Annotated in this window: 26 protein-coding genes; 3 read left to right on the top strand and 23 right to left on the bottom strand. The window is 37.5% G+C overall.

Annotated elements, in window-relative coordinates:
• Nucleotides 1-171: 171 nt before the first annotated feature.
• Both M5A78_RS02685 and M5A78_RS02690 read right to left on the bottom strand, forming a co-directional pair.
• A complete protein-coding gene (locus tag M5A78_RS02685) occupies nucleotides 172-1,254 on the bottom strand; it encodes a cadherin-like beta sandwich domain-containing protein (RefSeq protein ID WP_248733752.1) in 1,083 nt (360 codons plus the stop codon).
• A gap of 148 nt (nucleotides 1,255-1,402) precedes the next feature.
• Nucleotides 1,403-1,852 (bottom strand): CoxG family protein, encoded by a 450-nt coding sequence (locus tag M5A78_RS02690; protein ID WP_248733753.1) that lies wholly within the window; start codon nucleotides 1,850-1,852, stop codon nucleotides 1,403-1,405.
• A gap of 267 nt (nucleotides 1,853-2,119) precedes the next feature.
• Here M5A78_RS02690 and M5A78_RS02695 point away from each other — a divergent pair, with 267 nt between their 5' ends.
• On the top strand, nucleotides 2,120-2,728 hold the full coding sequence (locus tag M5A78_RS02695; RefSeq protein ID WP_248734006.1) for a YczE/YyaS/YitT family protein: 609 nt from the start codon (nucleotides 2,120-2,122) through the stop codon (nucleotides 2,726-2,728).
• Between the two features lie 27 nt (nucleotides 2,729-2,755).
• Here the strand turns inward: M5A78_RS02695 and M5A78_RS02700 are convergent, their stop codons facing one another.
• The 15 genes from M5A78_RS02700 to M5A78_RS02770 form a co-directional block, all read right to left on the bottom strand.
• Nucleotides 2,756-3,322 (bottom strand): hypothetical protein, encoded by a 567-nt coding sequence (locus tag M5A78_RS02700; protein ID WP_248733754.1) that lies wholly within the window; start codon nucleotides 3,320-3,322, stop codon nucleotides 2,756-2,758.
• A gap of 316 nt (nucleotides 3,323-3,638) precedes the next feature.
• On the bottom strand, nucleotides 3,639-4,280 hold the full coding sequence (locus M5A78_RS02705) for a YcnI family copper-binding membrane protein (protein WP_248733755.1): 642 nt from the start codon (nucleotides 4,278-4,280) through the stop codon (nucleotides 3,639-3,641).
• A 21-nt stretch (nucleotides 4,281-4,301) separates the two neighbouring features.
• The gene (locus tag M5A78_RS02710) at nucleotides 4,302-5,951 is read right to left on the bottom strand and encodes a copper resistance CopC/CopD family protein (protein ID WP_248733756.1); all 1,650 of its coding nucleotides are present in this window, start codon (nucleotides 5,949-5,951) and stop codon (nucleotides 4,302-4,304) included.
• Between the two features lie 39 nt (nucleotides 5,952-5,990).
• Complete coding sequence (locus M5A78_RS02715) at nucleotides 5,991-6,566, bottom strand: DeoR family transcriptional regulator (protein ID WP_248733757.1); 576 nt, start codon at nucleotides 6,564-6,566, stop codon at nucleotides 5,991-5,993.
• 410 nt (nucleotides 6,567-6,976) lie between these two features.
• Nucleotides 6,977-7,747: a nucleotidyltransferase domain-containing protein gene (locus M5A78_RS02720; RefSeq protein ID WP_248733758.1), complete on the bottom strand. Its 771-nt coding sequence runs from the start codon at nucleotides 7,745-7,747 to the stop codon at nucleotides 6,977-6,979.
• Between the two features lie 193 nt (nucleotides 7,748-7,940).
• A complete protein-coding gene (locus tag M5A78_RS02725; RefSeq protein WP_248733759.1) occupies nucleotides 7,941-8,531 on the bottom strand; it encodes a CDP-alcohol phosphatidyltransferase family protein in 591 nt (196 codons plus the stop codon).
• A gap of 20 nt (nucleotides 8,532-8,551) precedes the next feature.
• The gene (locus M5A78_RS02730; RefSeq protein WP_248733760.1) at nucleotides 8,552-9,559 is read right to left on the bottom strand and encodes an ABC transporter ATP-binding protein; all 1,008 of its coding nucleotides are present in this window, start codon (nucleotides 9,557-9,559) and stop codon (nucleotides 8,552-8,554) included.
• Between the two features lie 6 nt (nucleotides 9,560-9,565).
• A complete protein-coding gene (locus M5A78_RS02735; RefSeq protein WP_248733761.1) occupies nucleotides 9,566-10,384 on the bottom strand; it encodes an ABC transporter permease in 819 nt (272 codons plus the stop codon).
• Nucleotides 10,378-11,271: an ABC transporter permease gene (locus tag M5A78_RS02740; RefSeq protein WP_248733762.1), complete on the bottom strand. Its 894-nt coding sequence runs from the start codon at nucleotides 11,269-11,271 to the stop codon at nucleotides 10,378-10,380. Before M5A78_RS02740 ends, M5A78_RS02735 begins: the two co-directional genes overlap by 7 nt.
• On the bottom strand, nucleotides 11,255-12,493 hold the full coding sequence (locus M5A78_RS02745) for an ABC transporter substrate-binding protein (RefSeq protein WP_248733763.1): 1,239 nt from the start codon (nucleotides 12,491-12,493) through the stop codon (nucleotides 11,255-11,257). The genes M5A78_RS02740 and M5A78_RS02745 overlap by 17 nt, the downstream gene beginning before the upstream one ends.
• 12 nt (nucleotides 12,494-12,505) lie before the next feature.
• Nucleotides 12,506-12,718, bottom strand: a complete 213-nt coding sequence (locus M5A78_RS02750) for a hypothetical protein (protein ID WP_248733764.1) — start codon at nucleotides 12,716-12,718, stop codon at nucleotides 12,506-12,508.
• The gene (locus tag M5A78_RS02755) at nucleotides 12,708-13,469 is read right to left on the bottom strand and encodes a glycine/sarcosine/betaine reductase selenoprotein B family protein (protein WP_248733765.1); all 762 of its coding nucleotides are present in this window, start codon (nucleotides 13,467-13,469) and stop codon (nucleotides 12,708-12,710) included. Before M5A78_RS02755 ends, M5A78_RS02750 begins: the two co-directional genes overlap by 11 nt.
• Nucleotides 13,441-14,448 (bottom strand): lysylphosphatidylglycerol synthase transmembrane domain-containing protein, encoded by a 1,008-nt coding sequence (locus tag M5A78_RS02760; protein WP_248733766.1) that lies wholly within the window; start codon nucleotides 14,446-14,448, stop codon nucleotides 13,441-13,443. Before M5A78_RS02760 ends, M5A78_RS02755 begins: the two co-directional genes overlap by 29 nt.
• Nucleotides 14,448-15,626 (bottom strand): TVP38/TMEM64 family protein, encoded by a 1,179-nt coding sequence (locus M5A78_RS02765; protein WP_248733767.1) that lies wholly within the window; start codon nucleotides 15,624-15,626, stop codon nucleotides 14,448-14,450. The genes M5A78_RS02760 and M5A78_RS02765 overlap by 1 nt, the downstream gene beginning before the upstream one ends.
• 359 nt (nucleotides 15,627-15,985) lie before the next feature.
• Entirely contained in the window at nucleotides 15,986-16,180 is a 195-nt protein-coding gene (locus tag M5A78_RS02770; RefSeq protein ID WP_248733768.1) for an IDEAL domain-containing protein, read from the bottom strand.
• A 276-nt stretch (nucleotides 16,181-16,456) separates the two neighbouring features.
• Between M5A78_RS02770 and M5A78_RS02775 the strand changes: the two genes are divergently transcribed.
• Nucleotides 16,457-17,305 carry an alpha/beta fold hydrolase gene (locus tag M5A78_RS02775; protein WP_248733769.1) on the top strand — a complete coding sequence of 283 codons (849 nt, stop codon included), beginning with the start codon at nucleotides 16,457-16,459 and terminating at the stop codon, nucleotides 17,303-17,305.
• A gap of 37 nt (nucleotides 17,306-17,342) precedes the next feature.
• On the opposite strand, the gene M5A78_RS02780 is transcribed toward M5A78_RS02775, so the two are convergent.
• The 4 genes from M5A78_RS02780 to M5A78_RS02795 form a co-directional block, all read right to left on the bottom strand.
• Nucleotides 17,343-18,602 (bottom strand): multidrug effflux MFS transporter, encoded by a 1,260-nt coding sequence (locus tag M5A78_RS02780; RefSeq protein ID WP_248733770.1) that lies wholly within the window; start codon nucleotides 18,600-18,602, stop codon nucleotides 17,343-17,345.
• A 169-nt stretch (nucleotides 18,603-18,771) separates the two neighbouring features.
• Nucleotides 18,772-19,371: a response regulator transcription factor gene (locus M5A78_RS02785; protein WP_248733771.1), complete on the bottom strand. Its 600-nt coding sequence runs from the start codon at nucleotides 19,369-19,371 to the stop codon at nucleotides 18,772-18,774.
• Between the two features lie 2 nt (nucleotides 19,372-19,373).
• The gene (locus M5A78_RS02790; RefSeq protein ID WP_248733772.1) at nucleotides 19,374-20,507 is read right to left on the bottom strand and encodes a sensor histidine kinase; all 1,134 of its coding nucleotides are present in this window, start codon (nucleotides 20,505-20,507) and stop codon (nucleotides 19,374-19,376) included.
• Nucleotides 20,508-20,950: 443 nt separating this feature from the next.
• Nucleotides 20,951-21,514, bottom strand: coding sequence for a hypothetical protein (locus M5A78_RS02795; protein ID WP_248733773.1), 564 nt, complete (start codon nucleotides 21,512-21,514; stop codon nucleotides 20,951-20,953).
• 221 nt (nucleotides 21,515-21,735) lie between these two features.
• Between M5A78_RS02795 and M5A78_RS02800 the strand changes: the two genes are divergently transcribed.
• Nucleotides 21,736-22,515 (top strand): alpha/beta fold hydrolase, encoded by a 780-nt coding sequence (locus tag M5A78_RS02800; RefSeq protein WP_248733774.1) that lies wholly within the window; start codon nucleotides 21,736-21,738, stop codon nucleotides 22,513-22,515.
• Between the two features lie 58 nt (nucleotides 22,516-22,573).
• Here the strand turns inward: M5A78_RS02800 and M5A78_RS02805 are convergent, their stop codons facing one another.
• Together M5A78_RS02805 and M5A78_RS02810 are read right to left on the bottom strand one after the other, a co-directional pair.
• Nucleotides 22,574-23,641, bottom strand: a complete 1,068-nt coding sequence (locus M5A78_RS02805) for an alpha/beta fold hydrolase (protein WP_248733775.1) — start codon at nucleotides 23,639-23,641, stop codon at nucleotides 22,574-22,576.
• A gap of 21 nt (nucleotides 23,642-23,662) precedes the next feature.
• Nucleotides 23,663-24,229 (bottom strand): polyhydroxyalkanoate biosynthesis repressor PhaR, encoded by a 567-nt coding sequence (locus M5A78_RS02810; RefSeq protein ID WP_248733776.1) that lies wholly within the window; start codon nucleotides 24,227-24,229, stop codon nucleotides 23,663-23,665.
• Nucleotides 24,230-24,342: the final 113 nt, after the last annotated feature.

The raw sequence follows: 24,342 nt of genomic DNA on the forward strand, positions 1-24,342 counted from the left end.
GTCCAGAAATGGCCTAAAAGTATGGATGGGATAGGTCTAAATTCTGCTCTTACGAGCAAAAATTCAACGAAAAGGCACCCGAATGGGCTCATTCGGATGCCTTTTGTCTACAATCTGAAACCTGCTAGGCAGGTTATTTTTGCAGGTATAATAATGAAGAATTGCATTCGCTTATTCTTTCTTATCAAACACAAGCACATAAGTTTTATGGTCGCCATCATCATAGGTTACAACAACAGAAATAATAGTTTTGTTATTATCTTCTAGCTGGATTGTTTTGCTGGTGCCACCTTCAATCATAATCGTAGATGCACTGTAGCTTGCAGTTGGATTAATGGTGACCGTTTTAACATCACTTGAAACAGCCACATGGTAGGTGAATTCGTTTGGTGTGAAAGAGCTATCCCATGTACCTTCCGAAACTGTTAGTGAAGATAGTGTTGCCTTACTAGTTTTTTGAACTGTCCCAGAATTTTGCTGAACTGCAGTCTGTTGAAAGGAATTAGTTCTATTTTTCTGTGATGAAATGTTTGCTTTCGAATCTTTGCCCTCCGCTCGGATAACGTGTAATGTATAAGTCTTTTCCTCCCCATTTTCTGCTGTAACGACGATGATAATGTCGGATTTCCCAACCGGGAGTTCTACGGAAACACCTTCCCCCTTCGCTAAAGTATTATTGATTTTAATTGTCGCTGTTTTTTCTATTCTTGTAGGTGTAATCTTTATTGCATCAGCATCGTTTGTAACTTGAACCGTATATTCCGTTTTTGTAGAAGAAAATATCGGTGACAGCTCCCCAGTAGATAATTTAATATTTTGCAGGAGATTATTTGCATTTTGTTTTCTCGTAATGGTTAGTATATAGGTATTTGCTGTATTGCTGCCATCACTCACAGTGATTAGGAACGTATTTTTTCCGGTTTGAAGCGAATAAGTTCCTGTCGTTCCACTTGTTACCGATTGCCCATTTATTAAAATGGACGACTCTGGATTACTACTTTCTACTTGTAATTGTATATCTGGAACATCATTACCAACGGTGGCTGAATATTCCTTTACCTCTGATGTAAAAGTCTGGTCTAACTTAATCTCATCGATTTCCAAGTTAGCAAGTGTATTGGATTCAAGGTTTTCCTGGACTGCAGTTGTGTTACTTTCAGCATATGCAGTTGGTATGTATGAGCCAGACACCATACCAAGCATCGAAACAGTAAGTATCACATTCATTCCTTTTTTTTGTACCTTGCTTTTCATTTTATAACCCTCCTGCCAACTATCAATTGTAATAGTGGAATTTGGACTAACTTTACCATTCGATGCTTAAGATAAACTTAATTTTTTCCCCAATCCAAGAAAGAAAACCGCAAACCCTCAATTATCCAGGTCTGCGGCTGTATTTTTTTCATCTTCTTTTAAATTCTTCCAACCTTGAAGTGATAGCTACCGACACTTCTTCATCCGATTTTTGAATTGCCTTCTTAAAAAGTGAATTGGCTAGAGATCCCATTGGACCTGATGCATTTATTTCAAGAAATCCAGTCACCCCGGTTTTATTAATATTAAGTGCTTTTGCTTCAAAATATCCTTCACCAATATACTTTTCGTTCGATCGTTTCAAATCAAAACTTACCCTGGCAGGCTCATTCCACTCTTTAATATCAATTAATAGCCTGACCTTTTTTTTCATTATGCCAATGTCGCTCTTAAACTCCCAAGTGATTTGCCGATCATTTATTTTTTCATGTGAAATATAACCAGGGACAAGTGGTGCCCAATTATTTTCATCTCGGATGAAATCCCAAATCACTTCAATGGGGATATCTAATTCTACGTATTGTATCTCGCTTGGCATTTTTGTATCCCTCTTTCATATTCAAAGTCCAAGACCTTCAGTGGCTTAGGGTCTTTTAAAAACATATATGATAAATAATGTGTTTATAGAAGAATTTATCTTTAATTTCTACAGCAGTTTGATGATTTCTATTCCATAACTTAAATTAACCATTGAATATTATCCATTCCTATTTTAAGATATTAGGATAGATTTGAATTTTCAGAACAATCCATCTTTTTGGAGGGGTAACTAAAGGTGAGGTTTTTTCAGTATTTTTTATTTTTTATGGGATTAACTTTTTTTGGCTTAGGTAATGCCATTGCTGTCAAAGTTAAATATATTGGCTTACACCCATGGGAAGTACTTAATGTAGCCCTTTATCAACACTTTGGTTTAACCATTGGTACATGGGGAGTGGTTAGCGGATTAATCCTAATTATCATTTCTTTGTTTGTCGCTCGAAGCTATATTAGTGTAGGTACAGTTTTAAACGCTTTATGTATTGGGCCAATCATGGACTTTTTCCTTTTGTTAGACATTCTTCCAAAAGCAACTAACACATGGGTCGATTACTTAATTCTCCTTTCTGGAGTAATTATTACCGGAATTGGTGGCGGAATGTATGTTGCGGCAGGGATTGGTGCCGGACCGCGTGATGGGTTTATGCTTTCCATTTCTGATAAAACAAGATTATCGGTAAGCCAAGCGCGAATTATTGTTGAAAGTCTTGTATTAGTGATTGGATTTTTATTAGGCGGGCCCGTGTTTATCGCCACTTTTCTTTATACTTTCATTCAAAGCCCCGTTTTCCACCGTTCTTTGAAGCTTTTTAAGGCATTGGTGGAATTGCTCAAAAAGAAGAAAAGTCAAAACCAAGAAAGTGTTTCTATTTAAATTCTAGAAAATCGAAACTTTTTTAACTTAGATTACTTCCACTTTATCTGCTTGATATTCTTGGTAATAATTTTGAAAATAGGATGAAAGCTTCCCCTCATATATTAAATTGAGGGAGGCTGATTCCTTAATATCATGTGGAGTTACAAGGGAAAGAGGCTTTTGATTTTTCATTTTGATACCTGATTCGTTTAGTAAAGCCGCAACAAAATGGGAGCAAAAGAAGGCGTTCTTTCGATCAATCTCCATATTCAGCATCACGGCAACTAGACCGATGAGATTGTACCTATAATCGTCCTTATGCTCTTCCATTTCCTTAATTTTACCGTTTATTATTTGAAATTGTTTTTCTGTAATGGTAACACAATAAATAGCACAATCGGCATTCCTAAACAAATGGCCGCGAATGTTTTCTTTCACAAATCCTCCCATAAAAGGGTTCCAGGGATTTTTCCTTCCAAAGCTATAAACCTTGTTGAATTGATCATCAATCACAATAGAGACATGGTTGTGTGGGTTCTTTGTATATAATTTGATTATTTTTGTTAAAATGGATCCAGTATCAGTAAGTAACACATATATCTTCCTGCTCATATATTTCCCCCCGACAAAATCTTCCTTTCTATTATATTATAATGTCTTATAGTTATTTTTTAACAATCTTGAGTATTATTTTGTACTAAGACTCGAGACCTAAAAAACATGTACCCTTTTAAAAATAAAAAGTCACATGTAACTGTGACTTTCTTCCAAAATTATTATTTTTCCACCCTTTTCCTGCTCCACCCTCATTTTAAAACATAAGGTTGATAAGAAAAATTAGGAAATTTCAATCATTCAACTTAAGAAGAACTTATAAAAAAACAGAAGATGCACGAAAGCAATCTTCTGTTTTTTTCTCAAGTATAGGTTATTTTTTACGGAAAGCAAGAACAAGGGCTACAAGTGACAGTAACGCTGCCGCACCCGATAATACAAGAGGAAGTGAATCGGACGTATCATCCTCTTTCTCTGGTACTGTTGTTTTTGTCTTTTCATTATGTTCTGCCGGCTGCGTACCATGGTGATCAGTCGAAGTACCTGTCACAATATCTGTAATGGCATGAGGTGAATCAGTCCCCTCATCGCCTGTCCACTCTACGATGCTACCATCTTTATAATATTGAAAGGCATCCCAAGCCGCTTTTGTTGCTTTATCAGGGTTTTTCGCAACAAACACAAATTGTTGGAATTGTCCTGGTAAAATCCCTTCACCTGTTGCTTCAAATGTAAAAGTTTTTACTTTACCACTGGCATCTTTTTCAGCTGTATATGTCCACCCGGGAACCGGTTGATAGGACATAACGTCTACACCAGCAGGAGCCTTCACGGTGACTTTAGTCGTGGCAATATCTTTTTCAACTGGGACCTTTAAGGTATACGTTTCCCACGCACCTGTTGCAGAAGTTTTCGGGATGACTGTCACATGTGCACTAGCTATACTTGAAAAGAAAAATAAACTGATTACAGCTGGAATAAATATTTTTGAAACCTTAAACATCATTCTTTTCATTTGAATTCTCCTCGAATGATTTTATTTACTTCCTACTAAACAACGGAAATCGGTATCAATGCTCTCTAACGACTTTGTCAAAACATGAACATGGACATTCCAATTACCGGCCATACTAAAGTGCAAACCATTCTCTTTGTATTTCCCGTCTGCTTCCTTTGTAAGATTAATGGTTTCTTTTCCCATATCCATATCAAGCATTGTAAATGTCAAATGTATTTGTTCAATATCTTTGATGGGTTGGCCTTGACGGTCTTTTAATGTAACCTCAAATAAATTTTCGCCAACAATATTCGGGGTTGCCATTAAGGTGACCTTTGTTCCTTTATTCACTGTATTTGTTTCCTTAAATGGTCCAGGAGAGGACATGGCAGTTGGTAAATTAGTTAAGACCACAGTAAGAATCAGGATAACCAAACCAGTAGAAAGTTCCCCCCACATGGAAGCCACCAAGCCTTTGTCTTTTTCCCTTATTCCATTTACAAAATTCACGGCTGCAAGGAGGAGCATGACCAAAAATAGAATAACTTTTATAGATAATACTTTCCCATAGTCCGTTCGTACAAGAGCAGAAAGATTTGGAATATGCAGCAGACTTCCAAACACTCCCGTAAAGGTTAACAGAAGAACTAGGAGGATTCCCCATTTAGAAAACCTTTTAATCATTTGGATATAATATTGCTTTGTTTCAGTGTTCTTCCGCAATGGAAGTAATCCAACAAAACCGATTAAACATCCAATCCAGAGGGAGGCTGAGAATAAATGGAGAAAGTCCATCGAAATCGATAGCAACTGGTTGGTTTGGGATGAAGCATGACTGGTTAATGACTTTGTAAATAATAATGCTGTTCCTAAACAGAAGCAGACCGATAGAATGATTCGTTTAGTGCTTATTGCATTCCTATTAAATGAAGTAAGCAAAGCAAGCATTAAAAGAATCGCTGCTTGAAAAATCCATATTTGACCAAAGGTCGTGTAAGATAGGATATTTTCAAATAAGCGAAAGCTAAACACTTCACTCCAATGATAACCAGATTCAATCGTCGCTTCTAATGGTAAGCTTAACAAGATACTTAGGAAAAGCACGACGAAACTCGTATGGATCAGCTTAAGGAAAATCTTATCAACAAATTTGTTTCCCCGAATCGCTTTTGGCAAAACTAACAGGTAAAAAAACAGGAGCCCCACATAGCAGGCATTACTTAAGTATTGAAGCCAACGAATAATGATAAGATCTGCCTTTGGAGTGTAGCCTTTTGTTTCATTATGTACAAAGCTTGAGTCTTGAATTTCATCTCCAACTTGGAAGCCAATGACTCCCTGAACAGGATGGCCATCGCTTGAAACAGCCTTCCATTTGATTCGATAGGTACCGTTTGGAAGATCCTTTTTTAATCCACTCTTTAGAATGGTTGGTTGGTTACGATCAATCCCGCCATCTTCCTTATCGACTCTGTTCCCATCAAAATCAAATACCTTGATTGAATTAAACTCAGGTTGAATTGGTTCATTAAATTGAATCGTGACTTCGTTTGGAGCTTTTTTGAGAATCGCATCTTCTGAAGGTGTCGATTTTTGAATATAAGCGTGAGCTGAGAAAGTTGACGGAAATAAAAATAGAAATAGGGAAATGATGACCATGAACATGCTGAAATTTATTTTTATATTCAATTTATCACTCCGCTTATAAATCCAAGTTTTAGGTACAGCTTATTTTTCACAAGAACATCCCGTAAAACCGTTCATTTTTTTTTGAATTTCTTCAATTGCCTCTTCAAAACGTAACACAACTCCACCAAAACCTTTTTGAAATTGTTCCGCTTGCTTTAAAGATTCAAATGTTAATACTTGTGGTTGGCAACAATTCAAGTTGAAATCAGCATCCATTAGGTAATAGGCCATTTTGGCACTTATGGTAGAATTCTGCAGAAAATCACGACAGATAATTTGCGAAACATGTTGTTTAATGTCCTTGTATCTTAGTAATCCACAATGCGGGCAACATAATTGCTCAACTTTTAAATCATGGGTGATAATTTGAACAGGATGCCGGCTATTCATTTCTTTTAAGCAATAAATACAAGTATTCGGAGATACCTTCGTAATTGGGGCTAATGAGATTCCTCCAGAAGTTTTGATAATTACTTCTTCTTGTATTAATGGCTTAATATCCCGATAAACTGTCATTTCGGAAACTTGCAAACGACTGCTAATCTCAGAGATTGCTAAAGATCCTTCATCATTCAACCATTTTAACAATTGCTGTCTTCGCTCAATCGGTAACATATTCATCCCCTTCTTTTTCCTAAATACCTTCTCCCTTTACTATAAGTTTAATTGACGTTAACAACATTAACAACATAACAACATGAATAATTTGTGAATATTTGTTGAACACTCACATTTTCAAACAAAAAATAACACTATTCTATATCATTACTCCTTAAAATTTTTTTAAACAAAAAGGCCACTATTTGAAATAGTGACCCTCTACAAAATTCTGATTTCTTTATTTTTTTATTACTTGCTTCCTTTAATGCAAAAGGTTCATGAGGTGAGTTCAATAAAAAGAATAGCTTTTCATCTGCGAGGCAAATGCTCAGAAGTCTGTAGTTCGTGCAATTAAGCCTAGGAAGTTTTCCATTCTTATCGGCCAAAAACTGCTTGGAGTCTCCAAGCAGTTTTCCAAATTAGTATTAACTCCAAACTTCATCTAAAACTTCTCTAAATAATCCATCCAGCAAGGGTGTGATATCCTCTTTAGAAATCTTCAAGGTTTTCGTATAATCCTCTAACCGAAGGATTTCTTTTTCGATAAAGTCGTTTATTACCGTAACCTTAGATTCAAGGTTTAGCTCGTCTCCTCTAATTTTTCTCTCTAATAATGATGCGATTTCCTGCTTCAGTTCACCTTCTTCAAGGAGGTTCTTGACCAGCTCCTGAAATTCGATTGGCGGAACAGAGTTATATTTTTCAATCCATTTGCAGGCTAATATCGGCCGGAGGACATAAAAGTATTTCTTAATTTTTACTTGTTCTCCTTGTAGATAGTCACGGTAGTTACCTTTGGCCATATTTAAATAATGATATAGCGCAGATTGCGGCAAAAATACTTTTTCTTGAATTGCTTTCATTTTGTCCACTAGTGAATAAGCTTGGTAATAAACAATGCCTGAGTGAAGCCATTCCATAAGCGGCGGATTGGACTTTTTAAAAAGTCTAAGGGCTTTCCGTAGTTCCCAGCCGTTAATATCAAGGAGATCATTAATAGGGAGCTCAATAACCTCTCGTTTTTGCTCAATCGACAGATACCAGTCTTTTTTATGAATATAGATAAACCGGACATCGTAATCACTGTCCTTAGAAGGAAAGCCCCACGCCCTACTTCCAGACTCAACTGCATAGCAGATTTTTACATCAAATTCTTCTTCTATTTTTTTAATTTCTGCGAGGATTTTTTCTCTCAAATGAACCTCTCCTTTAATTGCAGTCGTTTCCTTCATCTTACAAAAAAATGGTGTCAGGCACCACAAAAAGACACTTACCCCTTTTTGTCCGTCCAGGGTGGACACTTGTTATAATATTAAAAGCCTTATCCGGATGGATAAGGCTTCTTTTTAGTAGGATATGTTTTATTTATTTTAAGCACTTTGACAAATATTACGATTTAAATATTCTCCTTGCTTCCAATAACCGTTGTATTCCTGTAGTAATTTCAACCGCTATAAAAATGATTGTCCAAAATACTAAATGGGATTGAAATAGAACCAGTAAAGAAAATAATATAAATCCCTCTGTTCTTTCCGCTAGTCCAGGTTGATAATAAAAGGATTTGTAGCTCTCTTTTTCTGATAGCGCTCCTACTGTTAGAAAAATGGTCATTGTAAATATAATCGAAATGGCTAACAAGAGAAACAGCATCAATACGTGGGGGTCAGGATGACGAAGTGCCAAAGCAATTAATATTCCTGCTTCAACCACTCTATCAAAGGTGACATCGAGAACGGTCCCCCATGAAGAGGATTTACTTTTCCTTGCCATACTACCGTCAACAGCATCCAGAAATCCTGAAAACCAAAGAACAGCCACTCCTATTACGGGATATCCAAAGTAGACAAGAATACTTGCGATTATGCCGATGAAAAAAGCAATATATGTTACCTGGTTGGCACTTAAGCCAATCTTTAATAGATAATGTGCTGTTTTCGAGATGATTGGTTGTACAGCTGCACGCCCGTGAGTATCAAGCACAGTTCTCTCTCCCTTTCAAATTACTCAGAATACCAATGTATGTGCTCGAATGGCACCCTTATTCTTATCTTTTCTTTTAATTTAGGGACTCTTTTCCACCCCGTCGTATTTACTTCCAGCGATTTGCTATCCGCTAAAACTGTGATCGAGTATCCCTCTCTACTTGGTCTTACTTTTGTGACAAAACCTGAAATAATACACGCTGCCTCTTCTATATTACCTTCACCTGAACGGTTTCCCTCATCAATAAGCTGCAAATGTTTGGGATCAATCCATCCTCTATCCTGTGTTTGCAATCCATTTAATTCATATTGAAACCATTTCCTCCATTGTCCTCTGGAGAATCGATTTGGTAAGGATAAGAACTGGGCAATTTTTTCAGAAGCCGGTTTTTGAAAAAGCTCTGAGGGTATTCCAATCTGTTGTAATCCCCCATTCAAAATAATCCCGATTCTGTCGGCTACAGATAAGGCCTCATCAATATAATGGGTTACCCATAATATCGAAAAGCCAAGGTTTCTTTGTAGCTCGTATAACCACTCTATCAAATCCAGCCTTAGTGAAGTGTCCAAGGAAGCAAACGGTTCATCTAACAAAAGCAGATCCGGGTTAAGGATTAGTGCCCGCCCCAAAGAAACTCGCTGCTGCTGACCGCCTGACAGCTGATGTGGATAACGATTTTCTAAACTTTCGAGCTGCAGATTTTTTAAAAAATTTAGTGCCATTGCTTTTCTTTCCTTAACTGAGATACCCCTCACCCTTAGCCCAAAGGCGATATTCTCTACAACAGTAAGGTGAGGAAAAAGTCTTGGCTCTTGAAATACAAGTCCTGTTGTACCCGTCCCATTTTCCCATGTCTGTTTTCCTGAGGCAAATGGCAGCAGCCCAGCAATCCCCTTTAATAATGTCGTTTTACCACTACCGGACGGACCCATTAACACAAAAATCTCACCTGAATTTATTTTTAAATCTAAAGAGTTGATAATGTTATCGTTGTTAATTTGAATGGATATTTTCTCTAACCGCACTCTTCCTCACCTCCGATCCATGAAGTGTTTTCTTGAATTTATTCGTAAAAGGAGATAATACATTATCATAAGAACCAAAATTGGGACAAAGAATACCAGACTATAAGCCGCGACAATCGATGAGTTTCCACTGCTGGCAAATGGAAACATAATTAAAGGAATCGTCAGCAATGTTCCACCACTCATAATCCACGTCGGTAAATACTGGCTAAATGAAATAACAATCACCAAAAAGCTGCCTAATAAAATCGATGGAAGAAGCAGCGGCCATTCAATCCAGATAAAGATTTTCCATTCGTTTGCCCCTAAACTGATGGCAGCTTCTTGGAGTTTCCGCCCAATTAAACGAAATTGAAACCAAATGGTTGCGACAAAATAGGGCAGAGTTACTAAAAGATGTGCAATAGCTACGCTTATATAATCGTTTATAAAATCGAAACGAATCGCAAAATCGAACATCCCCATGATGGAAACGGTATAGGGAATAAATAAGGGGGCAAGAAGAATAGAAAATACAATCATTTTCCCTCTAAATTCATACTGAGCTAAGGTCCTCGCTGCCGGGATTCCTAATAATAGATTCCCCATAAGGGTAAGGGCAGCAACAATCAAACTATTAACTATTCCTTCTCCGGCCCTTCCCGAAGCGGAAAGAAGATATTTCCATGAATCTATGCTCCATTTTTCAGGAAGGAGCAGGGGCCATGGCCATTGCTTTGTAAAACTCCAAACGGTTAGGGGGATGAAGGGCAGAAGAAAAAAAAGGCTAAACAAGATGATAAAAATAATAATTAAAATTCTTTGGGCTCTTTTCCTTTTCACCATACTCTTCTCCCTTTTTTATACCAACCCAATTGCAAATAAATTAATAAACAGCCAACTAAGAGCGAAATCGCAGCTAATACGAGATTCATTGCAATCGCAAGCGGCTGACGTTCTAATCCAAATTGTGAATACTCTTGAAAAGCCATAACCGGAATGGACCCAAATGAAGTCTTTGCCAGTAGTGCGGGTATTTCGTAAGCACCTAACGTAAAGGCAAATACCACCCACATACCACCAACCCACATTGGTAGTAAAATTGGTACAATGACCCACCTTACTGTTTGGAAAAAGGATCCCCCCAACACCATTGCCGTTTCCTTCCAATCAGAGATGAGTTTTACAATAAAAGGATAGATTAATAAAACAATGAAGGGAACTTCCTTCCACATATAAGCTAATATTACTCCGATGCCCCAGTCATCGTGGACGAGGACTGGAAAAGACTCAAATGAATCGATCCAGCCAAAGTGATAGGCCATCCGTGAATACCAGCCGCTTTGCATAAATACCTGCATAAGTAGGTAGGCAGATAATAAATGAGGAATTCCGATTGGCAATTGAAAAATAATCTGGAGCCACTTCCATTGTCGGAAGCGTTCAGCTAATAAAAGGGCAGCAAGTAAACCCGTTACTCCTGAAAAAACAGCTACCGCAGCGGCCATCCCAACTGTTATCCCGACGGAACGAAAAAATGAAAGATTTAATAATTCCTTATAAGCCCAAAATTGATCTTGTTGGCCATGTACCGGTTGACTTTCCAAACTTAGTGTTACTGAATGAATCGATCCCCCAAGAAAAAAAATGAGCATAAACAAAAGGGCTGGCAGGATTCCCAACAGCCCCTTATGTTTATTTATTTGATGGCCTAGTTCATTTATTCGCCACATTTTCCATCCATCCTCGTTCCAACCATTGGACATATTCGCCACCGATCTCTGGAATCCGATGACTGGACAACTTTTCTTGTGACAGGGTTGCTGGACCCCTGTCGGTTGATTCTACGATATGCTTGTCTTGTTCAGATAAACGACCAACGGAAATAGACATATTTTCTCCCCAATACTCGAGCTCCATTTTTTTCATTTGTGCAGCAGGTGATAGCAGGAAGTTAATTAGTACTAGTGCCCCATCCGGATTCGGAGCATTGTATGGAATAGCAAGGAAGTGAGTATTGGATAATGTCCCCATATCAAGGACAAATGTTTTTGTTGATGCAGGGTATTCACCCGTTTTAATTAGGTTTGAAGCGTTCGCTTCATCATACCCCATTGTCATCCATACTTCACCATTTTTATATAATTGCTCCAACTGGGAAAGAGATTGTGGATAGGATTTTCCTTTCCTCCATAAGAATGGTTCCATTTCATTTAAAAAGTTCCATACCTGGTCCGCTTCCCCTTTTACCAATTCTTCATCAAACTTATTTAAATAGGCATTGTAGTCCTTACTTTTTTCATGAAGGACATGCCGAATAAAGGCACTTCCAGTGAAATCTGGTGGGGCCGGATAGGTAAACTTACCAGGATTTTTCTTAACCCAATCTTTCAGTTCGTCAATAGATTTTGGTGGATTAGTGATTTTATTTGAATCATATGCAAAAACAAACTGAACCTTACCCCAAGGAGCTTCGTATCCTTCTGTAGGAAAACCAAAGTCATAATTGATATCATCACTTTCAGTATCAACATATTGCTTAAAGTTCGGGAGTTTCGATGTAAATGGTCCTAAAAGTAACTTCTCATTCTTGGCTGTTTTGAAATTTTCTCCGTTAACCCAAATAACATCCATTTCGCCCGCTTTTTTATTTGCCCGTTTCTCAGTCTTCAACTTATTGATAAATTCCACAGCATCCATCGGATAGCGTTTCAGTTCTATATTATATTGTTCTTTCAAACGAGGAGCAACCCATTCATCAATGTAACGATTAATTCCTTCGTCCCCGCCCCACATAAAGATATTAACCTTTGACCCTTTTGCCTTAGCCGTAATTTCCTTCCAATCACTTTTTAAGCTATTTTCTCCTGCCTGTTTGGAAGTATTATTCGTATTTGAGCTACAACCTGATAAAATCAATAAAAACAGTAAAATAATAATAGTTAGTTTTTTCATTAGTATCCCTTTCTAAAGCTCACAACTGGATTTACATTCAAAATAGTCTTCCCACAGTCCAAGCAAGAAAAATAAAGCAAAAATAAATCCATTGACTGGAAGAAATGATGATAGTTTAAAAGCAACCATCAAACTATAAAGATTATAGATGATTAATCCCGCTAGCAACAGCCAGCGAGCATGCCAGAGGATTCGTTGGAACCTTTTTGCTACTTCAGCTTTCATTCCTATTTTTTCCTTTCCACTTATATGGAAGCTTAATCATTGTTTCTGATACATCTATTTCTTTTAAATAATGGATGGCATCTAGGAGGATTTGTCGTTGCATCTGCTGTTCTCCCGCTCTACCAAAGCTTCTACCTAATGGAAAGCGTAAATGCAATGACCTCGGGACCCTTACCTTTTCGGTTAATTCTGCTAAATGTGTAATAGAGATGGTTGGTATCCCTGCTTTTTCAATTGCAAATTGAATCAATCCCACGGATTGATGGCAAATATATCAGCCGGGATTCAAGATAACCGCGTCTACTTTATCATCCTTCAACTGTTTAAGAATCAACGGTATCGTCGCTTCTATTAATGGAATCGGATCCGGTATATACCCCATTAAGCCGTAGTGTGTCCTTGCAACTTCTCCAATGATTCCTTTTAAAGCCAATTCTTTAAGACGGAATAAAGGAAGGACACAGTTCACGTCACGATCAGCATCACTACGGTCAAAATGAGTATGGCTGATCATTAAATCTTCTTCTTCGACTGACGCCGGAATGAACCGAACAGTAGGATCTCCAGCTTCAACATCAAAAACTGGCTGTGTTTTCAAATGAACACCCGCGGTTGTGATGAGGGCAAACACCGATTCTCCAGCTGGCTTAGTAAACTTCTTTATCGGGATATCTCCAGGAATAGAATTAACCATATACTTAGCCTTTTTACTAACAATCGATTCAATCAACCGATTTCCGGATAATTTCACTCTTCCCACCCCTTTCTAACATCCAAAATACCCCACCAGCTAAACTTGATATCGAAACAAGAATAAAAAATAATAAAGAAACAGTAACAGCGATTTCCACTGGTACGCCTAGCTCTTTAAAAAATAAAACATAACAGCCTTCCCGAACTCCTAAGCCATTTACACTGATTGGCAACATAGTAATAACAGAGATTAAGGTAATAACCATTAATAATTCTAGCCATGGAATGTCAATCCCTAATGATAAAAACAATAAATCGTTAATCCAAGCAAGACCAACCTGAAAAAGAATGGAGAGGATAGCGATGTTTAACCACCACTTTTTATTTTCCTTCCGATAATTCAAGGAGATTGCTACGATTTTTTCAAGCTCGCTTTTTAGCTTCATAAGCCATCTGCTTATTCTTGAAGTAGGAATACTACTTTGAATGTTGGTAATGTTCTTCCTTCTTTTGATCCATATACTTATAAGGTATGAGCATAGCAAAATTGCAGCTAATACCAGCAAGATTGGCCAAAGATAAGTTCTCGCTGATTTCAGAACGATGGATGAAAAGATGGCGATTGCTACAAGTGCAGCACCACTTGTTATTCGTTCAAATGCCACAGAGGCTGTAGCAATAGGAATTCCTGTGATTCTTCCTAAATAGAAAACACGTACAAGATCGCCACCGACACTGCCTGGTAAAAAATTATTAAAAAATAATCCAATATAATAGAAACGCCCCAATTTTACTAATGATGCGTCTCGCTTTTGGTCTTGATTTAATGAAGAATTAACGAGCATTTTCCATTTCAAAATACTAGCGACGACTGTAATCTGAATTACAATAAAAGCGGCAATGAAATAAACGTATGACCCTTCCTTCGCAACCGCGGCCACTTTGCTCCATTCAATCTGATTGAGAATCCAATAAATTAAGATTATGCTACCGACTATCCTAATGATTAACCCTTTTATGTCCAATTTTGAGGCCATTAACCATTGCCTCCTTGTTTCTCTTTATTCCTCACGTGTAATTTAGGGCGAAGAATCATTCCAATAACGGCAAGCGCAATGACGATGGTAAAGATGAAAAACAGAATTTCCACAGTGCTAGTGGCGTTTTGACCAAGGTAGGAATAAAGAATGGTTGCTGGTAATTGTCCAAGCCCTGTTGCCCAGAAAAATTGCCAAAAGGATATAGATGTTACACCAGCAGCATAGCTCACTAGATCAAATGAAACAATTGGGACAAGTCTAGCAATAAAAACCGCATGTTTTCCATATCTTGCGAAAAATGAATCCCACCAATTTAACGCTTTCTTCGTGACAATTTTTTCTACAACTGGTCTACCCAAAATTTTTGCCAGATAAAAACAAAGTAATGCCCCTGCCATGGCACTACTCCATGAGAGGACGGCCCCCCAACCCCAGCCAAATAATAGCCCGTTCGCAAACGTGATGACAAATGCTGGGAGCGGCGCGATAATGGCTTGAAACACCATTAATAATCCAGAAACAACAGCAGCAAGAGACCCAAATGAAAGTAGATAATCACGGAATCCTTCCACATCTGCATCCTTTAAATAAACAGTGGATTGATTAATTAAATCTCGGAATCCTCCTTGTCCTAAATAAACTAACAAAAAGAAGGCGATTAGGACAAACAAAAACATGATGCCCAACTTTTGAACGCCCGATAATTGAGTCCATCCTGTGTTGGATTCAGTTCTTGTTTTTGATTTATTGCTGGACCAAACAGCAAATGCCATGAAGATAAACCCAATTGGAATGAGGATGATGAGAAGCTCATTCATACTATCAAGTGTTAAAATATCTTCTAAAAACAATGATTTTCTTACCACATAGGAAGGGAGGATGGAAAAGCTCCCCCCGATTAGGGTGATAATGGAGGTAATTGCAATACTTAAAATGCCAACTGCTGCTGAGATTCGTGCAGATTCCCAAATAGCAAATTTTCTCGCATTCAAAAACGTTGTTAAAAAGTAAAACCATAAGCCGGTTAGAAGCGAAATGGTAACCATGTATTCACTTTCAAAACGCATGTCAATCCAAGAATTTTGAATTAACAGTATGGCAACCGCCAATCCAATTAAAAAGAATATATATATCGAAGCGACTAATTGAACGAAGGTGCGAAAAATGTTTTTCATTTTCATCCCCTTATTATTTTTCTATTGAGTAAGTTAAAAATACTGGTGCTCCATCCTTCGGAAGCACTTTAGCATTACCGTGGAAATTTTTGTGGATTTGCATAGACAGACAATACAGACTGCCTAAATTATATAAAAATCAAAGTCTATAATAAATTCAATTTATCTATTATTTCAATGACTTCCAATCTATTTTTTGAATAAAAGAGAATTGACCAAGTTTTTCAAACATCATTGTACTCCAGTTGTTACACTAAATTACAATAAGGTTCACTGTTCATGAAAACAGAAAGAAGCCCATCCATTTTAAATAAAATGGATAGGGCCTCTTTTTTAGTAAAGATACGTTAGTAAATAATTTAGGAGATTTTCTTTAATTCCTCTGTTAGTTTAAGGAATAATTCCTTGTTCCCATCTTGTAATGTTTGGTCGATTTCCTTACGGATTTTCTCCATCTTAAATTCTAGCAGCGCTTTGTTTAGAATCATCTCTGCAACAACAGAATCTGCGTTCTCATCCGAATGTTGTGGTGAATTTAGTAATTTCTTTTCCATGGAAATCAACTCCTTAAGCTTTTTTCCATTATACAAGTAGTTTTCTAAAAATTCAAATATTTTATTTTGGAAAATCAAAAAAATTTTGGGAATTTTACATGGTGTTTGTATTACGTGGTGTCAGGCACCACGAAAACACATTTGTCCTTCTGTGGAGGACAGTTCTTTTTGCTATTTTTCCCTTTTGGGGTTTTTGACAATATTTTTCGTGTAAGGATTGAAATGTAGGGAATATTAACTTCAACTATTTTTATTAAAAACAGGAGGAAGTATCTGATGGAACAAACTGAATCCACTGGTTTTCTGCTGGTAAATAACATTAACGTTTATTATGAATTTTATCCTAATCAAACCTCGGACAGGACGTTTGTTTTATTGCATGGTTTTCTTTCTTCCACCTTCACATATCGCCATCTAATTTCCTTATTGAAAAAGGAGTACCAAGTTTTATCACTTGATTTACCCCCATTTGGAAAAAGCGCAAAATGCAACCGCTATGTTTATTCCTATAAGAATTTAGCCCAAACAGTCATCAAACTAACTGAATCCTTTGGGTTAAAAAAAATGACCTTTATCGGTCATTCAATGGGCGGGCAAATTGTCTTAAATATTCTTCATATGATGCCAGAGCTCGCTGATAATGCTATCCTGCTTTGTAGCTCATCGTATCTTAAACGTTCAAAATTACCATTAATCCTTACCAGCTACGTTCCCTATTTCCACCTATTTGTGAAATATTGGTTTGCTCGGACAGGAGTAAAGAAGAATCTCCAAGACGCACTCTATAACCACTCCATTATTAATGATGAAATGATTAACGGATACCTACAGCCCTTTTTACAGGATGAAATTTTCGTGGCGCTAACAAGAATGATTCGTCACCGCGAGGGTGATCTTCCTGCCCATATCCTTAACCAGATTAAAACACCTTGTTTATTAATTTGGGGTGATCATGATAAATCGATGCCCCTGAAAGTCGGAGAGAAACTAAACAAAGATTTAGTTAACTCCGAATTAATTGTTTTAAAAGAAACAGGCCATGCCCTCCCTGAAGAACGCCCACACGAGGTATACGAATATATAAAAAACTTTTCAGGAGGTTTTCAAACAGCGGCCGATCAATAAGGGTTCGCCGGCCGTTTGAAAAGGAACATGTAAGTTATTAACCGGATAAGGAAGAGGAAGTATCCTTTGTTTTTGAGTTGCTTCGATATACAAGAAAAAAGTAGGAAAAAACTGCACCAGTCCCAACACATACGATGACAATTCCCATCGGTATAGCTGTATGCTCTCCACCTATTCCCACAAGTGGAGCCACAATCGCTCCCATTGCAAGCGACAATACTCCTAACAAAGCGGATGCACTGCCAGCAGACTTCCCTTGTTTTTGCATAGCAAGCGAAAATCCTGCTGTACTGACGACACCAACACTTGAAACCACAAAAAAAAGCGGTAGCAATATGAAAAATAAGTTTGCATGCAATAGCAGAAGTACAAGCAATACTATTCCTCCGAAAAATGACATACATAAGCCAAAAACAAAAAGTTTTGACTCTTGTATTCGCCCAGCCAATCTTCCCGTCGTTTGACTGGCAATCATGATTCCGACTCCGTTTATCGCAAAAATAAGACTGAACATCTGCGCTGAAGCACCATAAATATTTTGCACAACAAAAGGTGAGCCTGAAATATAGGCAAACATTCCGGCAAAAACAAGTCCTTGTACCAATGCATATCCAATGAAACTACGGTCAAAAATTAAGTTTTTAAAGGTCATAATTGTATTTTTTATTCCGCCCGCTGAACGCCTGTCATCACGAAGTGTTTCTGGTAACCCGAAAAATACGACAAAGAACATCAATAAACCTATTAAACTTAAGACAATAAAAACACCTTGCCAAGGTACTATCTTCAACAGCTGCGCTCCCATGACTGGTGCTAATATGGGCGCGACACCATTGACTAGAGCGAGCAGAGCAAAAAACTTTGTTAATTCTGGTCCGGAATATAAATCGCGGACGATGGCTCTAGAAATAACAATACCTGCGGATCCAGCCAGTCCTTGGATAAACCGTAATACAATTAAAGCCCAAATGGAAGGGCTAAATACGCACAATAGCGAAACTACAAAATAGGTCATCAATCCAATCAGAAGTGGCAGCCGGCGTCCCCGTACATCACTTAGCGGTCCAGCCAATAACTGTCCTGATGAAAGACCCAATAAGAAAAAGGTTAAACTAAGCTGTACGAGTGAAGGATTGGTATGAAAGTCTTGTGCTATATTTGGAAGTGCAGGCAAGTACATGTCAATGGATAATGGACCGAACGCTGCTAAACTACCCAATACAGCTGCCATCCATAACCGTTTTGACCGAGAAATTCCCTCGCCGCTGTCTATCGTGTTATTTAAAGGTTCTCCCATTAACTGAATCAATTCCTTTCTTCATAAGAAAAACTCAATTACTTTAAAAATGTTCCAGCGTTTTTTTACTACAAAAAATCATATTTTATAAAACTTGAAAAAACAACTTTTTTGTCCTTCAAAATAAAAAAGATTTGAATAACGGTGCCAGACACCGTTCATTCAAACCTTATTTAAACCATCCCTTTTCTTTCGATTGGGTAATGGCTTCGATGCGGTTTTTGACTTCGAGTTTATCTAAGATGATTGAAATGTAGTTGCGGACGGTTCCAGTTTTGATGCTAAGTTCTTCAGCAATTTCTTTCGTATTCTTGCCGTCTGCGACGAGCTCTAACACTTCTTTTTCCCGGTCTGTCAAAGGATTTTCTTCACCGTAAACATCATCCATCAATTCTGGAGCATAAATACGCCTACCCGCCATCACGCTGCGGATGGAGCTGGCCAGTTCTTCACTTGGACTATCCTTCAGTAAATAACCGCTGACACCGGCCTTTAAGGCCCGCTGAAAATAACCGGTCCGGGCAAAAGTTGTTAAAATAATTACTTTACAACCAAGACCTTTAAGTTCTTCCGCTGCCTCGAGTCCACTCTTCCCCGGCATTTCAATATCCATGATACAGATATCCGGCTTGAAGCTTTTCACAAGGTCAACAGCTTCACCTCCGTTGGACGCCTTTCCGACTACCTCCATATCATCTTCCAAATTCAGAAGGGATCCAAATGCTCCCAATAGCATTTGCTGATCTTCAGCGATAACAATTTTTATCATTTTCAATCCTCCTTTTCCAACCGCGGCTTGACATCATTCGGTACTTTAATAAATAATGTTGTTCCATCCTTTGTTGAGAGCTCAAGACTACCATTAATAAATTCCAGTCTTTCTTTCATTCCAATTAGACCATGACCTTCAGCTAATATATTATTTTCACCCTTAAAGACACCATCATCTCGAATCATCAATTTCGTTTCCTTCCACGATTGTTCAATAGAAATGAAACAAGAGGTTGCTTCACTATGTTTAACTACATTGTTAACGGCCTCTTTCAAACACATGCTTAAGATATTCTCTGTTAACAGCGAAACATTTGAAAGCGTAAATTCCCCTTCGCTTACAAACTTGATTTGAGCGGCTTGAATCATTTGTTTAACCCGATGAATTTCATCCTTTAAGCGAATGCCACGCATCGAAGAAACCATTTTTCTTACTTCGCTTAACGCGGTTCGTGCTGTTTGCTGAACATCCTTCAATTCAACACGTGCCTGCTCAGGGTCTTTTGTAATTAACTTCCTTGCCAAATCCGACTTTAAGCCAATCAGAGAAAGCTTTTGCCCCAATGTGTCATGAAGGTCCCTCGCAATCCGGTGCCGTTCCTCCAATTTAATAAACTCAGCGATCCGTTTGTTAGCATCCTCTAGTTTTTCTTCGAGCTGCCCTCGTTCATTGCGATTATGAATACTAAATGGGAGGAGAATGATACTTATCCAAGTGATGATGACAAACGGAATTTGTTTTAAAAATAACGGTTCCTGCATCACAAAACTATAATTAATCGACGCTGAAGTACTGATTAAATGAATAAAATACAAGGTAAGAAAGGCTACACGATCCTTAATATTGCCGATAAAATAAGCAAGAAAATAGGCAAAATAAACATAACTGAAAAGGCTGGTTGCCGTAATGGAAATAGCAATGAGAATTAATGTCCAAAGATAAACTAGCCATCCCTTTGAAATAAAGGCAAATCGATACAAAATAAAGAAGAACAGTGTAAGTAAAATTCCAACGACAATTTCAATAGTTGAGGGAGATTGAAAAATAAAGTAAAACGGTAATATACAAAGAATCGTCCAAATATAAGGAGCAATCCCATTATTTTTTCTGAATGTTAAATACCTTTTTATCATGAACGAAACCTCATTTTTACTTGGAATACTTTATCCCTCTATTTTACCCTAACGATCCTTCATTTTTCTCTAATATACTTTCTATTTTAGCGGAAATCCTAACATCTTTAAACCCAACAAACATTTTAGAATTTTATTCGCCATACAATTTTTGAAAAAGAATAGTGGCAACAATTGATCAACTGCCATACACTGTCCTTTGTACTACTTTTCATAAGGTGCGACCTGCTTAAGAAAATTCTTTTGTTTTTCTTCAGACATTTTTTTAAATTGCATTCCCTAAACTTTGTGTTATCTCAAAGTATAGGGAATGCAATTATACGCTGTAAGTCATAGCTGTCATGTTCCAACCATGATAAGTGTCATGTTAAAAAGATCGGCTGATACTTGACACCAATAAAAAACTCCACTGTCCCTTTTAAACAGTGGAGTTTACTTCCATTTTATTTAGCGTCGACTAATACTTTCAAGCTTTCTTCAAAGCGGTGAACTAGTTTGTTATGGTTGTTTCTAGCAACTTGAACATACCCGTCCGTAACCTTCTGAATGCCTTGACGACGTTGTCTTGCAAAATTCACATAGTTTTCACTGCTTTCTTCAAGTTTATCCTCCAAGCGGACAATTAGGTCAAGGCCAGCTGCAATAGGAGTAGCTGCCAGCTGTTTAAATCGACTGGATAATTCATCGAATTGTTCTGTCAACTCAGGACGAATCATTTGTTTATCTTCAGCTTTTTTAAAAAGTGCACTAGAAACACCTTTCATTATTTCGTTGTTTGTTTCTTTAGATGCCTGAAAAAGATTTGCAAGTGAACCTCTGAATTCCTGATTGAACCTTATCACATCTTTAATTGTGTTAAGGTATCCCTCTTCCCTGCTTTCACGATACTTTCTAGCTCGATCCAATGATTGTTCATATTGATTCCAAAGGGTATCAACTACACGATTGGTTTCAACAGCTTCTTCATGAGTCTCTGCTTGGCCATTTTTGTTAGTCGACGTACTCATTTCTTTATTCCTCCTCGATCATATTTTCTTCTGTATTAGAATCACGTTTTAACTGATGTATGTAGGTCTTCTTATTGCTAGTCTATATATGTAATTTACACTTATATGTAATATTTTGTCAAGCGTGATTATATAATAAAATAATCAGGATTTTTATAAATGTATAAACTTTACTAATGATGGAAACATAGGTTATTAAAAACAGCTAGGGGGAATTTGCTTTGAGTGAAATATTCAAAAGTTGCTTCGAAATTCCTTTTTTACGACTTGGTTCCGGTGAGCCGTTAGTCTTTATTCATGGTCTTGGCGAAGTTAAGGAAGGTTGGTCCAACCAGTTTGAATTTGCCGATCAATTTGATTTGATTATTCCCGATTTACGTGGACATGGTGAATATCAATCACCGGGAGAGATTTCGATAAAAAACTTCGCTCACGATGTTATTAGTCTTTTAAAAGGGTTAGAAATTGAAAGCGCACACATTTGCGGTTTATCAATGGGGGGAATGGTAGCCCAGGAAATCTATCGTCAGGCTCCTGAAATGTGTCGCTCACTGATGCTCGTCAGCACCTTCCATTATGCTCCAAAACGGCTAGGAAAATTATTTTTACAATACCGGCAAGCCCATTCAGAAAATAAATATCCGGAAGTTCTGAGGGAATCAGCAGCCAAGGTTTGCCTCTATTCTTGGTCAAAGGAAAATTTCGAAAGCTTTTACCAATTTTACAAGCCTAATCGTGAACATTATTTTAAATCAATGGAAGCATGTCTCGAGGTCAATAATTTACGGTTACTTTCTTCTATTAATATCCCAACTTTAATAGTTGGTGGACAATACGATTCGGTCATCCCGGTATGGGTTCAATTATTGATGCATAAACAAATTCGCCACTCCGAGTTTGTCATCTTCAGGAATACAGGTCACATCGCGAAGCTAGAGGCAAAAGATGCCTTTAACAAGGTACTTCGTACCTTTTTAAAGAAACATAAAACGGCAAGTTAGAGAGGAAGGAAATTCCTTCCTCTCATGATACCGAAATAATCTTTATTACAATATAATATTAAAGCTGATTTGACCTAGTTGAAACCCATTGGTCTACAATCTTCGCGAACAAACCAGATAGGGCTAATCCAACATGCCCCGTTTCTACTACGAAGTAAGTTTTATCCTCACTTGAAACTAAATCCATAATCGGTTTACTTTGCTCCTCTAAAATTAAATTATCTCTAGACCCTGAAACCACGAATAGGTTTGCCTTAATATTTTTCAAATCTGCCTTTTTATTGCCAATCATTAATTCCCCTTTTACCAGCTTATTCTCTTTAAAGAGATTATTAGCTAATTGTCTGTATGCCTCGCCGGCAAAAGGAACTTGATCAAGTGTCCATCTATTCATCCTACGCCACTTATTGACATACCGCTGGTCATGTGCCCGGCTTAATAGCATTGTATAGTTAGTAAAATATATCGGTGCCCCAATTGCCCTGAACATTCCATCCACTACTTGAGGTGGGACAACCCCATATACATCAATAAAGTGGTCAATATTCATATCACCATTTCGCATACCCTCTGCCCATTTATCCGGTCCTACAAATGGTTTGAAATCTATTGGAACAGTAGCAACAATCAAATTTTTGATTGGTTCTTCCGCTATTGAAGCATAGATAGAGGCAATCGTCCCACCTAAACAATAGCCAACAAGTGTAATTTCATCCGCTTCAGAATGGCGAATTGCCCGTTTAACGGCGGTCCTTAAATATTTATCAATATAAGTGTCAAGACCAATCTTTTTGTCTTCATAGCCCGGTGAACCCCAATCTAATAAATACACTTCATAGCCACTGTTGGTTAATCCCTCAATGACACTCACCTTAGGAGCAATATCTAAAATATAGGGTTTATTAAAAAGGGAGTAGACGAAAAACAAGGGAATCTCGTACTTTTTCTGCTTGGCAGGGTAATGCCATAATACTGATTTATTTTTCCGCCATACTTCATTTCTAGGAGTATGGCCAACCTCTGGTTCAGGTTCACTTAAAAACTTAAACACATGAGACCAGCGGTTCATTTCTTTTTCATAATCCAATTCCGGAATGAACCCCTTTAATGGTGTTTCTGTCGCCATGTAGTACCCTCCTCCCCTTCTTTATTTTGACGAACCCGCTCCGGCCAATTCAATTTCTGCTCTATTGCCTCTTTCAATCAAACCTCTTAACGTTTCAAATTCTTCCTTAAAATTATTAAGCTTTAACAATTCAAATTTCATTTCTTGAAGCTCCGCATGTAAGTCCTTTGAATTAGCTAGTTCTTTCTTCGTTTGCACTAACTCATTTTTTAATTGCTTTGTTAGTTTAATAATTTCTTTTGACACTTCTATAACACTTTCAATATCCCTACTTTGTGACTTCACAGAATCTTGGAGTTCCCACATTTGCTCTTCAAGCGCTTCCATTTTTTCTTCCGCTTGAATGGTTAGGTTTGCCACATTGGTCACGTCACTCTTCGTTGGCAAATTTAAAACACTAGCAAGGGCCTCTTGATTCTTTTTAAAGGTTTCAAGGTAGCGGGAATGAATTTCCGTTCCTAAATTGGTCATTTTGACAAATTCCTTATTATTCGTCCATAGATAGATGAATTCATTTAATTGTTTTTCCCACAATAGACTGAGCTTATGAAGAGATTCATATGGATCAAAAGATATTTTATCTGACATCTATCTTCACCTCATTATTGTTTTACTACTTTAGTAACTTCTTTCATATATCTTTGAAATGGGAGCATCACTGTTTTCATTTGCTTTGTAAATAAATCGATAAATACTTTTTG

Source organism: Neobacillus rhizosphaerae, from assembly GCF_937468385.1.
In the GTDB taxonomy this organism is placed as follows: Bacteria; Bacillota; Bacilli; order Bacillales; family Cytobacillaceae; genus Neobacillus; species Neobacillus rhizosphaerae.

Excerpts from the sequence above, each read along its gene's own strand:
- M5A78_RS02810 (WP_248733776.1), bottom strand. The coding sequence starts at position 24,229 with ATGTCAGATAAAATATCTTTTGATCCATATGAATCTCTTCATAAGCTC.
- M5A78_RS02735 (WP_248733761.1), bottom strand. The coding sequence starts at position 10,384 with ATGGTGAAAAGGAAAAGAGCCCAAAGAATTTTAATTATTATTTTTATC.
- M5A78_RS02775 (WP_248733769.1), top strand. The coding sequence starts at position 16,457 with ATGGAACAAACTGAATCCACTGGTTTTCTGCTGGTAAATAACATTAAC.
- M5A78_RS02805 (WP_248733775.1), bottom strand. The coding sequence starts at position 23,641 with ATGGCGACAGAAACACCATTAAAGGGGTTCATTCCGGAATTGGATTAT.
- M5A78_RS02760 (WP_248733766.1), bottom strand. The coding sequence starts at position 14,448 with ATGGCCTCAAAATTGGACATAAAAGGGTTAATCATTAGGATAGTCGGT.
- M5A78_RS02780 (WP_248733770.1), bottom strand. The coding sequence starts at position 18,602 with ATGGGAGAACCTTTAAATAACACGATAGACAGCGGCGAGGGAATTTCT.
- M5A78_RS02715 (WP_248733757.1), bottom strand. The coding sequence starts at position 6,566 with ATGTTACCGATTGAGCGAAGACAGCAATTGTTAAAATGGTTGAATGAT.
- M5A78_RS02705 (WP_248733755.1), bottom strand. The coding sequence starts at position 4,280 with ATGAAAAGAATGATGTTTAAGGTTTCAAAAATATTTATTCCAGCTGTA.
- M5A78_RS02700 (WP_248733754.1), bottom strand. The coding sequence starts at position 3,322 with ATGAGCAGGAAGATATATGTGTTACTTACTGATACTGGATCCATTTTA.
- M5A78_RS02745 (WP_248733763.1), bottom strand. The coding sequence starts at position 12,493 with ATGAAAAAACTAACTATTATTATTTTACTGTTTTTATTGATTTTATCA.
- M5A78_RS02795 (WP_248733773.1), bottom strand. The coding sequence starts at position 21,514 with ATGAGTACGTCGACTAACAAAAATGGCCAAGCAGAGACTCATGAAGAA.
- M5A78_RS02695 (WP_248734006.1), top strand. The coding sequence starts at position 2,120 with ATGGGATTAACTTTTTTTGGCTTAGGTAATGCCATTGCTGTCAAAGTT.
- M5A78_RS02750 (WP_248733764.1), bottom strand. The coding sequence starts at position 12,718 with ATGAAAGCTGAAGTAGCAAAAAGGTTCCAACGAATCCTCTGGCATGCT.
- M5A78_RS02770 (WP_248733768.1), bottom strand. The coding sequence starts at position 16,180 with ATGGAAAAGAAATTACTAAATTCACCACAACATTCGGATGAGAACGCA.
- M5A78_RS02765 (WP_248733767.1), bottom strand. The coding sequence starts at position 15,626 with ATGAAAAACATTTTTCGCACCTTCGTTCAATTAGTCGCTTCGATATAT.
- M5A78_RS02740 (WP_248733762.1), bottom strand. The coding sequence starts at position 11,271 with ATGTGGCGAATAAATGAACTAGGCCATCAAATAAATAAACATAAGGGG.
- M5A78_RS02785 (WP_248733771.1), bottom strand. The coding sequence starts at position 19,371 with ATGATAAAAATTGTTATCGCTGAAGATCAGCAAATGCTATTGGGAGCA.
- M5A78_RS02685 (WP_248733752.1), bottom strand. The coding sequence starts at position 1,254 with ATGAAAAGCAAGGTACAAAAAAAAGGAATGAATGTGATACTTACTGTT.
- M5A78_RS02690 (WP_248733753.1), bottom strand. The coding sequence starts at position 1,852 with ATGCCAAGCGAGATACAATACGTAGAATTAGATATCCCCATTGAAGTG.
- M5A78_RS02790 (WP_248733772.1), bottom strand. The coding sequence starts at position 20,507 with ATGATAAAAAGGTATTTAACATTCAGAAAAAATAATGGGATTGCTCCT.